Source organism: Marinobacterium maritimum (assembly GCF_039523155.1).
Lineage (GTDB): Bacteria > Pseudomonadota > Gammaproteobacteria > Pseudomonadales > Balneatricaceae > Marinobacterium > Marinobacterium maritimum.
On the sequence record NZ_BAAAET010000001.1, the window covers coordinates 1182694 to 1194707 of the forward strand.

Genomic DNA, 12014 nt, shown 5'->3' on the forward strand with positions numbered 1-12014 from the left:
CATGAATCCTGCGCTTATCTCGGTCAAGCATCTCTCGGTTCAGTTCAACAGCAGCCACGAACCAGCCGTTGACGACGTCAGCTTTGATATCGAGGCCGGCAAGACCCTGGCCCTGGTGGGCGAATCGGGATCAGGCAAGTCCGTGACCGCATTGTCACTGATGCGCTTGCTATCTGATCGCCAGGTGCACTACCCCAGCGGCCATATCCTGTACAAGGGCGAAAACCTGCTGCAAGCCCAGGAATCACGGATGCAACAGATCAGGGGCAACCGAGTCGGCATCATCTTTCAGGAACCGATGACATCCCTGAATCCGCTTCATACTCTGGAGAAGCAGATCAGTGAAACCCTGCGCCTGCACAAGGGGCTCAGCCTTACGGCCTGTCGCACCCGGGTGATCGAACTGCTTTCTTTGGTGGGCATCGACCAGCCCGAACAACGCCTTGGCCAGTATCCGCACCAACTCTCCGGGGGCCAGCGTCAACGCGTCATGATCGCCATGGCGCTTGCTAATGAACCGGAGCTACTGATTGCCGATGAGCCAACAACCGCACTGGATGTCACCATCCAGCAGCAGATCCTTGAACTGCTGCAATCGCTGCAGCAGAAATTCAACATGGCGATCCTGCTGATATCACACGACCTGAACGTGGTGCGTAAAGTAGCCGACCGTATCTGTGTCATGCACCAGGGTAAGCTGCTTGAGAATCGCCCCTGCGATGCCCTGTTCAGCAGCCCCGAGCATGACTACACCCGCAAACTCCTGGCCGCCGAGCCCGAAGGAATGCCACACCCGCTCAGCCCTGATGCTGCCGAGCTGCTGAGCACTCGCAAGCTGGAAGTGAGGTTCGAGCAACGCAAAGGCATATTCAAGCGTATTCAACAGGTCCACCGCGCCGTAGATGGAATTGACCTGCAGCTGCGTACCGGCGAAACCCTGGGCATCGTGGGCGAATCCGGTTCAGGTAAAACCACGCTGGCACTGGCCATCCTGCGCCTGATCCGCAGCCAGGGCGAAGTCCATTTCAAGCAACAACTGATCTCGTCATGGAAGCAGAAACAGATCACCCCATTGCGCAAGCAATTACAGGTCGTGTTTCAGGACCCATTTGGCAGCCTAAGCCCACGCATGAGCGTATTTGAAATCATCGCCGAGGGACTGGGCGTACAGGGCTATAAGGAACCCCAGGAGCAGATTGCGCGAGTGTCACAGGCGCTGAGCGATGTTGGTCTGGATCCTGAAGTACGCCACCGCTATCCACATGAGTTTTCCGGTGGTCAGCGTCAACGCATCGCGATTGCCCGTGCGCTGGTACTGAAACCAGAGCTTATCATTCTGGATGAGCCCACATCGGCACTGGATCGGACGGTACAGAAGCAGATCATTGAGCTGCTGCGTGACCTGCAACAGCGCTATGGCCTCAGCTATCTGTTTATCAGCCACGATCTCGCTGTTGTCCGCGCCATGAGCCACAGAGTCATGGTGATGCAGCACGGTCGGGTTGTCGAGTCGGGTGCAACCGAAGATCTGTACACCAACCCGAAGCAATCCTATACCCAACGTCTGATGGCGGCTGCTTCTTTGGACAGCGGGGCTTTCCTGGCTGATTCAGGTTAATCACCAAGTCCATCCCTTCTACAGCCCCCCTAAAAAAAAAAGAGCCACCCCAGGGTGGCTCTTTTTTCTGCAAGTCGATCAAGCGCGATCAGTTACGCTCGACGTCTGCACTGGCGTTCAGCCCCTGAACATGGGCACGGAAGTACGAATCCGCCTGACGTGCACCCAGTGACTGCTTCAACTGCTGTGCCAGCAATTCATCAACCTGCTCCGGTTCGTTGACGGCACGCACGCGAACAATTGCATAATCACCCCCAGCCAGCTCAATCGCTTCCAGACTAGCCTGATTCCCGCTTGGGCGTGGCAGTTCGAAGGCGGCACGATTCAGATCCAGCGGCATGCTGCCAGTATCACGCGCCACGGCATCGGCCGTACTCCATGCCAGATCAGCGGCCAGTTCTTCCAGAGTCTTGCCTTCAGACAGCTGCTTCACCAGCTCTTCGGTACGGCTCTTCAGGCCGGCAGCCGCCTGCTCCTGACTCAATTCGGCCACCAGCTGATCCTTGACCTCTTCCAGGCTCTGTTGACGGGCCGGAATTTCTTCCTTCACACGCACAACCACAGCCTGCTCACGGCTCAGCTCGATAGGCGCACTGTTCAACTGCTCTTCCAACAGGTCGTTACCGAAAGCGGCACGCAGCACTTTGGCGTTAGAAGTCAGTGCGGTCTCACCTCCACTCTTGCCAAAAGCTTCGGTCTGCTGAATTTTCAGACCCAGCTCTTCGGCCGGAACCTGCAGATCAGCAGCAGAAAAGCTCAGGTCAGCCAGACGCTCCAGCGCTTCAACATAGTCAGCTTCAGCCGCTGCATCCGCCAACTCCGACTTGAGTTCAGCCTTGCGCTCGGCAAACGTCGGCGCTGCGGTAGCACGGATCTCATTCAGCTGAATCAGGTGATAACCGAACTCGGTGCGAACAGGCTCAGAAAGCTCACCTTCCTTCATTGCAAAGAGTGCATCCTCAAACGGACCCACAAAGACACCACGACCATTGAAGCCCAGATCACCACCTGCAGCAGCTGATCCCGGGTCAGCAGAGTATTCGGCCGCCGCATCCGCAAAGCTCAACTCACCACTCAGAATGCGCTCACGCACCGCTTCAGCCTGCGCTCGCACATCGGCTTCAGAACCTTCTCCCAGCTCAAACAGGATGTGGGATGCCTGACGCTCGTCTTCAGCCTGGAAGCGGGCCAGTTCCTGCTCATAGGCACTGCGCAGATCTTCTTCGCTGACGCTGTCAGGATCAGCAAAGTCAGCCTGGTTCAGTTCGATATAAGACAACACCACCTGGGCTTCGGTCATGAAACGCTGCGGGTTTTCATCATAACGAGCCTGCAGCTGCTCCTCGGTCACATCAACGTTGGCCAACGCATCCGCCAGCGTAAAACGAATCCAGTCAACGTCACGTGTCTGAGCTGCCAACTTGGCCAGCTGTTCAGCCTGCACAGGTGTTGCAAAAGACGAGAGGGTGTAGGCATTGCGCTCCTGCGCAGTCATCAGCGCCTTGCGCAGCTGATCACGGTACATCAGCGGCGTCAGGCCAACACTTCTCAGCACCGCTTCGAACTGGTTGCGATCAAACTGGCCATCTTCACCATAAAAACTTGAATCGGCGACGATCATTTGGTCGATCATCTGCTCGGAAACATACAGCCCCTGGTTCTTCGCTGACTGCAGCAGAATTTCCCGATCAACCAGGCGATCGAGTACCGAGCGGCGCAGGGCTACTTCATCAATTGCGGCCGGGTCCGCGTTTTCACCCATCTGGGACAGAATCTGCCGGCGCTGCAGCTCTACCTCGCGTTGCAGGTCGATGTTGCTGATTTCTTCTCCATTGACCTCAGCCGGTGCCTTTTCGCTGTTGGCAAGACCAATCAGTGACTCGACCCCAAAGAGTGCAAAGGTGACGATGATCAGACCAACGATCACCTTGGCGATGATCCCCTGTGAATTTTCCCTGATGGTTTGAAGCATTGTTGCGTACACTCTGATTTATAAAAAAAGCGCATTCTGACGAATGCGCTTTTTTAGATCACTTTAAGCATTCGATACGTAATCGAACATGATCGAAAGTTGGCGGAACGGACGGGACTCGAACCCGCGACCCCCTGCGTGACAGGCAGGTATTCTAACCAACTGAACTACCGCTCCGTCGCAATCAGGACCTTAGATCCTGCTTACTTGTTTACCGCGTCTTTCAGTGCTTTACCCGGCTTGAAAGTCGGCAGGGTAGCAGCAGCGATTTCGATCGGGTTACCAGTCTGCGGGTTACGACCAGTACGTGCTGCGCGTTCCTTGGTAGCAAAGGTACCAAAACCTACCAGAGCAACAGACTCACCACGCTGCAGCGCTTCGGTAACTGCTTCCAGAGTCGCATCCAGAGCGCGACCAGCGGCTGCTTTAGGAATGTCAGCTGATGCTGCAATAGCGTCAATCAGTTCAGATTTATTCACAATGTTCCCCTTGTAAAAATCGTTGTCTATTTCTATCCGTTGTCGTTGCCCAGCGCATAGTCTGCAACTTTATACCAACTGCCCGAAACCGGTGTCAACTGGCTGCAGCCCTTTTCTGCCGGGGCTTTGCGTTAATGCGTACTTAGCTGACTTGAGCCATTGCGGGCATTGTTTGTTTCAGCAGAAGCACTTTCTTCTTCCGGCTCAGGCAGCGGTTTCGGCTGGTAGGCCAGCGCAATGTCCAGTACTTGATCGATCCACTTCACCGGGCGAATATCGAGATCAGCCTTGATATTGTCGGGAATTTCCTTCAGATCGCGGGTATTTTCCTCTGGAATGATCACAGTTTGAATTCCGCCACGGTGGGCTGCCAACAGCTTTTCTTTCAAACCGCCGATCGCCAATACCTGTCCACGCAGGGTAATCTCACCGGTCATCGCCACATCAGAGCGTACCGGAATACCGGTCAGTGCTGACACGACGGCTGTGCACATGCCGATACCGGCACTGGGGCCATCTTTCGGCGTAGCACCCTCAGGTACGTGGATATGGATATCACGCTTCTCGTGAAAATCCGGAGCAATTCCCAATGAGCGCGCTCGGTTGCGAACCACGGTCATCGCCGCCTGGATCGATTCCTTCATCACATCACCGAGGGAGCCGGTATGGATCTGGCGCCCCTTGCCCGGTACTACAGCCGCTTCGATGGTGAGGATATCACCCCCCACGGATGTCCAGGCCAACCCTGTCACCTGACCGACCTGATCCTGCTCTTCGGCCATGCCGAACTTGAACTTCTTGACGCCGTTGTAGTGCTCCAGCTCATCCGCGGTCACACGAATGGAGCCCCCCTTGTCCTCAAGGGCCAGCTCACGCACCACCTTACGGGCGATCTTGGCGATCTCGCGCTCCAGGCCACGCACACCTGCTTCTCGAGTGTAGTAACGGATCAGACCGACAACAGCATCATCGGTGATCTCGAGCTCTTTCGCCTTGATCCCGTTATTCTTAAGCTGCTTGGTGATCAGGTATTTGCGTGCAATATTGAGTTTTTCGTCCTCGGTATAGCCGGGGATACGAATGATCTCCATCCGGTCGAGCAGCGGGCCCGGGATATTCATCGAGTTGGAGGTACACACGAACATCACGTCGGACAGATCGTAATCCACTTCCAGGTAATGGTCGTTGAAGCTGCTGTTCTGCTCAGGGTCAAGCACCTCCAGCAGCGCCGAGGCCGGGTCACCACGATGATCCATGCCCATCTTGTCAATCTCGTCAAGCAGGAACAGCGGGTTCTTCACGCCGACACGGGACATCTTCTGGATCAGCTTGCCCGGCATGGAGCCGATGTAGGTACGACGGTGACCACGAATTTCGGCCTCGTCACGTACGCCGCCCAATGCCATGCGGACGTACTTGCGGTTAGTAGCACGCGCGATGGAACGACCCAGTGAGGTCTTGCCCACGCCCGGAGGTCCAACCAGACACAGGATCGGCCCTTTCAGCTTCTTCACCCGTTTCTGTACCGCCAGGTATTCGAGGATTCGGTCTTTCACTTCTTCCAGGCCGTAGTGATCTTCATTCAGGATCTTCTCAGCGTGTTTCATATCGAGGCGTACACGGGAGCGCTTGACCCAGGGGATCTGCAGCATCCAGTCGATGTAGCCACGAACGACGGTTGCCTCGGCACTCATCGGTGACATCATCTTGAGCTTGTTGTACTCGCTCAAGGTCTTGTCCAGCGGCTCCTGCGGCATGCCGGCGGCTTCGATACGGGCTTTCAGTTCCTCCATATCGGAAGCACCTGTTTCGTCCATATCGCCCAGCTCTTTCTGAATTGCCTTCATCTGCTCATTCAGATAGTACTCGCGCTGGCTTTTCTCCATCTGTTTCTTGACGCGACCACGGATTCGCTTCTCCACCTCGACCAGGTCAATCTCGGCTTCCATCAGCGACATCAGGTGCTCCAGACGCTGACGGGCGCCGAGGATTTCCAGAATGTTCTGCTTTTCATCAAGCTTCAGTGACATGTGTGCTGCGATGGTGTCCGCCAGGCGACCGATCTCGTCAATATTCTGCAATGAGCTCAGCACTTCGGACGGAATCTTCTTGTTGACCTGAGAGAAGCGCTCAAACTGATCCAGCGCGGTCTTTTTATAGACCTCCGCTTCAGTCACGCCAACAGTCTCGATCGGCATCACGCTGACCGCTGCACTGAAATACTCGGGCTCTTCATGCAGAGATTCAATCCGGGCACGGTAGTCACCTTCAACCAGGACCTTGACCGTGCCGTCGGGCAGTTTCAACATCTGCAGAACATTGGCCACACAGCCAACTGCAAACAGGTCCTCGGCAGCAGGTTCGTCTTCGGAAGCACTCTTCTGCGCCACCAGCAATATCTGCTTGTCGCTTGCCATCGCCAGCTCCAGCGCATGGATAGACTTCTCGCGGCCGACAAACAGTGGAATCACCATGTTGGGATAAACCACCACATCGCGCAGCGGCAGAACCGGAAGCTCGACGGTCACGGCGTCATCTTTTGCTTCAAATTGTTCCATGATGGAGTGCCTCTCTACAGGGCGCCATTCGGGTAATGACGCGACTTGGGTAATATCAGGTTAGTCTTTCAATGGGGGTGGATCGAGCAATTACAACTGCTTAAACAGGTTTTTTCACTGAATGACTGATCGGAGAGAGCGTGAAGGAGACTATCGCCTCCTTCACGTGGGGAAAAGCAGGAGGTGTTTACTTGAAATAGGCGTTTTCACGAACGCTGTGGTCTGTCACGTCACGTACACCAGCCAAACCGGGCACACGCTCGACAAGCGTCTTCTCAACACCATCCTTCAATGTCATGTCAACGGCACTACAACCCTGACAGCCACCACCGAAACGCAGGATCGCAATCATACCTGCATCTTCTTCCACCAACTCAACCAATTTTACCTCGCCCCCGTGGGACGCCAGCCCCGGATTGATGTCCGAGTAAAGAATGTAGTTGATCTGCTCATCCATCGGGCTATCTGGCGAGACCTTGGGTACTTTGGCATTAGGCGCCTTGATGGTCAGCTGACCGCCCATGCGATCTTCAGCAAAATCTATGTAGGCTTCTTCCAGGTAAGGCATGCTGTTGCGCTCCATGTAAAAACGCAGCAGCTCCATGTCCATGATTTCATCTTCCGGGTTGACCTCATCCGGACGGCAATAGGCCAGGCAAGTCTCGGCATATGCCGTACCCGGCTGCGTCACGAACAGGCGCACGGCAATGCCTTCTACATTCTGTTTCTCGAGCAGTTCTGCCAGATAACGCTCGGCAGATTTTGTAACCGTAATTGTCATAACCAAACCTTGTGAAGATTCTGTATATCAGATGACTTCAGGATACACCCAAACCAAACCCGAGTAAATTGATCGGATATTGATCAAAACGCCTGTTTATTGCGCCCCTGCCAAAGTTTAAAGGCCTGCTGCACCCATTCCTGCATCGGCTTTTGCTCTCCCTTTGACAGCAGGCGCAGCACACCGGCAAGTGTACTGACAACAGCCCCCTCACCGTATTCATGACTGATCTCGCCACGCCAGAAACGCACAAGATCCTGAGGATCCAACTCATCTTCCCTGACCAGACGCTGGTCATACAATCGTGGCCAGAACTCTTCTGACAACTCACCGTCACACACCCAGTGCAGTTCCGAGTCGGAATCCGGCTTCATTTCAGCTTCGCCCCCATCTCCACGAATGGTGAGACTGTAGCGGGTGCCCAGCAATTGAGCTGTACGCTGGTGCATGGGGGCATAGGGCGGGTGAAACACGCCATCCACGCAACAGGGAGCGGCAAGCGGATTGAGCAGGCGGCACAGGGTATGGACCGGTGATCTCAGGCCCAGGACCGGCCTTAACGCAATCAATTCCCCCAATTTCGGGACCATAGTGTCAATCGACATGAAGGCAATGCTGTGCTTTTCGAGATGCTGTTTAACCTGTTGCCAGTCGTCCGCAACGTCCAGGCCGAACAACTTCAGCATATCCTGGGTATAGATTCGGCCCGGCGTATGACCATGTGCGCCGTGCATGAAGATACGAATCCCCTGACCGGCCAACACCAGCGCTGCAAGCAAAAACCAGGGCAAACGGCGTTTTTTGCCCGCATAGGTGGACCAGTCCAGATCCACAGCCATATCCGGGGGTGACAACCTGGCCCGAACTGCCTGCGCAAACCCCATCAACTCTTCCGGCGCTTCTTCCTTCATCCGTATCAGCATCAGGAAAGCACCGAGCTGCTCCGGCAGCACCTGCTGATCCAGAATCATCCCCATGGCCGTTTCGGCCTCTTCTGTTGTCAGCGAACGACTGCCCTTCTTGCCCTTGCCAAGTATGCGTACATAAGGGGCAAACGGATGCTCCTGGTTCATCGGTTTTCCTCATATCAGGGGGACGATGGATTAACGTGAGTGACCGCGCTTTGCTACAATGGGCGGCTGATCCCGCGGAAATTATGACATGAGCCGTAAAAGAATTCAGTTCGGTGCGCCTGCACGTGCCCGCAAAGCCAACACCCCATCACAACCCCCGCTCACGCTGGAGGTCGAGCGCCTCAGCCACGAAGGGCGTGGCATTGCCAAAATTGACGGCAAAACCACCTTCGTTGCCGGAGCATTGCCAGGCGAAACACTGAGCGCACGCATCACTACCCAGCACAAGCGCTATAACGAAGCCGAACTGATCGAGGTGCTGATCGAAAGCCCTCACCGGGTTATTCCGCCCTGCCCGCATTATGCCCAGTGTGGCGGCTGTGACCTCCAGCATCTGAGCATTGAACAGCAGCGCGAGCATAAACAGCAGCAGGTGCTCGACCAGCTGGCACGTTTTGCCGATGTAGTACCGGAGCGGATCGAGCCTCCGCTGATCAGTTCCGCCACCGGCTATCGTCGTGCGGCACGTATCGGCATCAACCAGCGCCAGCGTGACGGCGAAATTCTGGTGGGGTTCCGTCGCCGTGGCAGCAACAAACTACTCAATATCGATACTTGTCCGGTACTGACACCGCGCCTGCAACCGGTCTTTGCCCTGCTGCGCGAAGCATTGAATGACCTCGGAGACATCCGCAACCTGACCCACGTCGATCTCAGCTGCGGCGACACAGACGGCTTCATTCGTTTCCGCTGTACCCGCAAACCCAAAGATGAACTGCTGGAGCGACTCAAGCAGATCAGCCGTAAGCTGCAACTGAAACTGGTCATCGGGCTGAATGATCAGGAGATCAGCATTGATGAAGGGCTGGCTCACTACACACTCCCCAGCAGCGACCTCGAGCTCGGATTTGGCCCGACAGACTTCATCCAGGTCAACGCCGAAATCAATCAGGCGATGATCGACCAAGCACTGAGTTGGCTTGATCCAAAGCCCGAACAGCGGGTGCTGGACCTGTTTTGCGGTCTGGGTAACTTCACCCTGCCACTTGCTCACAAAGCTGCCCAGGTGGTCGGTATCGAAGGCTCAGCGGAGATGGTTGAGCGCGCCCGACACAACGCCAACCGTGCTGGCATCGAGAATGCGCTCTTCTATCGAGCCGACCTTAGCGCCAGCTTCCGCCACGCAACCTGGTTCCGTGAAGGCTTCGACCTGATCCTGCTGGACCCTCCTCGCACGGGTGCACGTGAGGCGGTCAAGGAGCTGTCAGGTTACGGTGCCAGCAAAGTACTCTACATCTCCTGTAACCCGTCTGCACTGGTTGCCGATCTGCCACTGCTGACCGCGGCAGGTTACCGGGTCACCCGTTTTGGCATCATGGACATGTTCCCGCATACCGCCCATGTCGAGTCCATGCTGCTGCTTGAGCGTGATCATGCCTGAATATCTCTACAGCGATGACAGCATCGTCGTGGTCAACAAGCCTTCCGGACTGCTTAGCGTCCCCGGCCGCGGTGAGGACAAGCAAGACTGCCTGTGGCGCCGCGTCCAGCAGCGTTTTCCCACGGCGCGGATCGTTCACCGTCTGGATCAGGCAACCTCAGGACTACTGATTCTGGCCCTCGATGCCGAAGCCCATCGCAACCTGAGCATCCAGTTTCAGCAGCGGGTTCCAACCAAACGCTATCAGGCAATCATCGCCGGTATCCCTGAGCGATACTCTGGCCGTGTCGAACTTCCGCTGCGCTGCGACTGGGACAACCGCCCACGGCAGATGGTGGATCCCGTCGACGGCAAACCTGCTACTACCGACTGGGAATGCGTGCAAAGCTATGACGATCGCTGCCGGGTTCTGCTGCATCCGATCACTGGCCGCTCACATCAGTTACGCGTGCATATGCAAGCGCTTGGCCACCCGATCATTGGTGATCGCTTCTATGCCTCTGAGCCCTATATAACCGCCAGTGATCGCCTGCTGCTCCATGCCGAGCAGCTGGGACTCAAGCACCCCGTCAGTGGGGAATGGATGGCGTTCGAAGCCCCCTGCCCATTCTGAAACCTCAGCTATAGACCGCACAACGAAAAACGGGAGCCGAAGCTCCCGTTTTACATTCTGCTGATGGATCACTGCGCCTGCGGCAACTGGTCCTTAACGGCCCAGAGAATTTCCTCAGCCACAATTGCCGGCGCTTCAAGCCCGTCAGCATTGTGAACCGAAAGGAAAACACCCGAACGTGTACGGTTCAGCTTCAGCTGATAGCGACCGGTATGTTCGTAATTGCCGGTCTCGGCATTGTAGTTGCCGCTCTCGCCACTGCCGAAGACATAAACCACCTTGCCGCCGAACCAGATCTTGTAGCCTTTCTGGTTAGCCGGATTATTAGGATCTGACAGTTCCGTGGTCAGCTCACCATCATCTTCGACCCGCTCAGAAGACGGCAGGGTGCCGACAGCACTGTAGCGCACACCGCCCTCGGACTCCTCGTCGCCACCCAGCGCTGCGCTGATCATACTGGTATCCAGTTTGATTTCGCCGCGGTCGGAGTGCAGCCATTCGAAGAAGCCCATCTTCTCGGTATCATCGAACGGCGTGGTCGTGGTGTAGGTCAGATAGAAGATACCGGTTTCCTGATCCCGAGTGCCCACATCAACTTGCGCCGCATCCAGCGCCTCACTGACCTGTGCCCAGGCAGTATCGATGGGCGCACTGATCTTCAGCACCGGATTGCCGCGAGAATCACGCCCCAGCAACGGACGGTCAGCCCGCTGCTGCTGCAGCGACACCAGTGTGTTTGACGCCTGCTGAGAGCTGGCCTTGCTCAGATAGCGTAGCAGCTCGAACATCATGTCGGACTTGTAGCTCACGTCACGCGCCTGCTTGTCCCAGTCGATGCTAGTCACATCCGCACCTTCCGGATACTGAACATGCTTGAGGCGTACGGCCGTGCGACCATAGTTTTCAGGATCCGGACGCAACGTCATGCGCAGCTTGTTACGGGTCGGCCCTTCAACGTCCTGCAACGTCAAACGCTTGACCCAAAGATCCATGAAGCTGTACTCGCGGCCATCGAGCACGATCCAGTCAGTCTCCATCACCCCTTGACGCGGATCGGAGCGAACAACATCGAGGTCATTAAAGGCCCAGAAGTCCTGCGCCTTCAGCCAGACATCGGCAATTGGTTCATCGACGAGAATAACCTTCTCACCCTCAACCCGACGAAAGTTGACACTGTCGCTGCCCGACTCGGCATAGAAGAACTCCGGCCGCGGCACTTCGAACTCGGCTTCGCTCTGGGTAGCAGTTACACCCACATCCGGCACAACCAACTGCTCCTGCATATCCTTGCTGCGCAGATGTGGTGGCAACTGCAGGCGCTCGCTTTTACGTGCCAACTCATAATCCTGGCTGCGGTCGCGGATGACGCCGCTATCACCATAGATAGGGTTGTTTTCGACCATACTGCAGCCGGTCAAGGCGACGGAAACCGCCAGCGCCAGCGGAAGATAGGTGGTCCGAAGTGTAGTCATGCCAAAT

The 12014-nt window shown here is 56.0% G+C and carries 9 protein-coding genes and 1 tRNA gene; 3 read left to right on the forward strand and 7 right to left on the reverse strand.

From position 1 onward, the window contains the following. Nucleotide 1 precedes the first annotated feature (1 nt). Entirely contained in the window at nt 2-1618 is a 1617-nt protein-coding gene (locus tag ABD013_RS05425; RefSeq protein WP_343803358.1) for an ABC transporter ATP-binding protein, read from the forward strand. Nucleotides 1619-1706: 88 nt separating this feature from the next. On the opposite strand, the gene ABD013_RS05430 is transcribed toward ABD013_RS05425, so the two are convergent. The 6 genes from ABD013_RS05430 to ABD013_RS05455 form a co-directional block, all read right to left on the reverse strand. Next, complete coding sequence (locus tag ABD013_RS05430) at nt 1707-3590, reverse strand: SurA N-terminal domain-containing protein (protein WP_343803361.1); 1884 nt, start codon at nt 3588-3590, stop codon at nt 1707-1709. Between the two features lie 100 nt (nt 3591-3690). Then, a tRNA-Asp gene (locus ABD013_RS05435) sits at nt 3691-3767 on the reverse strand. A gap of 26 nt (nt 3768-3793) precedes the next feature. Beyond that, a complete protein-coding gene (locus ABD013_RS05440) occupies nt 3794-4069 on the reverse strand; it encodes an HU family DNA-binding protein (RefSeq protein WP_343803364.1) in 276 nt (91 codons plus the stop codon). Nucleotides 4070-4200: 131 nt separating this feature from the next. Further along, entirely contained in the window at nt 4201-6627 is a 2427-nt protein-coding gene (gene lon / locus ABD013_RS05445; RefSeq protein WP_343803366.1) for an endopeptidase La, read from the reverse strand. Nucleotides 6628-6814: 187 nt separating this feature from the next. Continuing rightward, nucleotides 6815-7408: a Fe-S biogenesis protein NfuA gene (gene nfuA, locus ABD013_RS05450; RefSeq protein WP_343803369.1), complete on the reverse strand. Its 594-nt coding sequence runs from the start codon at nt 7406-7408 to the stop codon at nt 6815-6817. Between the two features lie 83 nt (nt 7409-7491). Then, complete coding sequence (locus ABD013_RS05455) at nt 7492-8481, reverse strand: glycosyl transferase family protein (RefSeq protein WP_343803372.1); 990 nt, start codon at nt 8479-8481, stop codon at nt 7492-7494. A gap of 88 nt (nt 8482-8569) precedes the next feature. Between ABD013_RS05455 and rlmD the strand changes: the two genes are divergently transcribed. Continuing rightward, the gene (gene rlmD / locus ABD013_RS05460; protein ID WP_343803374.1) at nt 8570-9922 is read left to right on the forward strand and encodes a 23S rRNA (uracil(1939)-C(5))-methyltransferase RlmD; all 1353 of its coding nucleotides are present in this window, start codon (nt 8570-8572) and stop codon (nt 9920-9922) included. Further along, the gene (locus ABD013_RS05465; RefSeq protein WP_343803377.1) at nt 9915-10535 is read left to right on the forward strand and encodes an RluA family pseudouridine synthase; all 621 of its coding nucleotides are present in this window, start codon (nt 9915-9917) and stop codon (nt 10533-10535) included. Before rlmD ends, ABD013_RS05465 begins: the two co-directional genes overlap by 8 nt. A 68-nt stretch (nt 10536-10603) precedes the next feature. Here ABD013_RS05465 and bamC read toward each other — a convergent pair whose 3' ends face one another. Continuing rightward, nucleotides 10604-12007 carry an NlpB/DapX family lipoprotein gene (gene bamC, locus ABD013_RS05470; RefSeq protein WP_343803380.1) on the reverse strand — a complete coding sequence of 468 codons (1404 nt, stop codon included), beginning with the start codon at nt 12005-12007 and terminating at the stop codon, nt 10604-10606. Nucleotides 12008-12014: the final 7 nt, after the last annotated feature.

What these genes read in the sequence shown, in the direction of transcription:
- nfuA (WP_343803369.1), bottom strand. Translation starts at nt 7,408, where the DNA reads ATGACAATTACGGTTACAAAATCTGCCGAGCGTTATCTGGCAGAACTG.
- lon (WP_343803366.1), bottom strand. Translation starts at nt 6,627, where the DNA reads ATGGAACAATTTGAAGCAAAAGATGACGCCGTGACCGTCGAGCTTCCG.
- ABD013_RS05465 (WP_343803377.1), top strand. Translation starts at nt 9,915, where the DNA reads ATGCCTGAATATCTCTACAGCGATGACAGCATCGTCGTGGTCAACAAG.
- ABD013_RS05425 (WP_343803358.1), top strand. Translation starts at nt 2, where the DNA reads ATGAATCCTGCGCTTATCTCGGTCAAGCATCTCTCGGTTCAGTTCAAC.
- rlmD (WP_343803374.1), top strand. Translation starts at nt 8,570, where the DNA reads ATGAGCCGTAAAAGAATTCAGTTCGGTGCGCCTGCACGTGCCCGCAAA.
- bamC (WP_343803380.1), bottom strand. Translation starts at nt 12,007, where the DNA reads ATGACTACACTTCGGACCACCTATCTTCCGCTGGCGCTGGCGGTTTCC.
- ABD013_RS05430 (WP_343803361.1), bottom strand. Translation starts at nt 3,590, where the DNA reads ATGCTTCAAACCATCAGGGAAAATTCACAGGGGATCATCGCCAAGGTG.
- ABD013_RS05455 (WP_343803372.1), bottom strand. Translation starts at nt 8,481, where the DNA reads ATGAACCAGGAGCATCCGTTTGCCCCTTATGTACGCATACTTGGCAAG.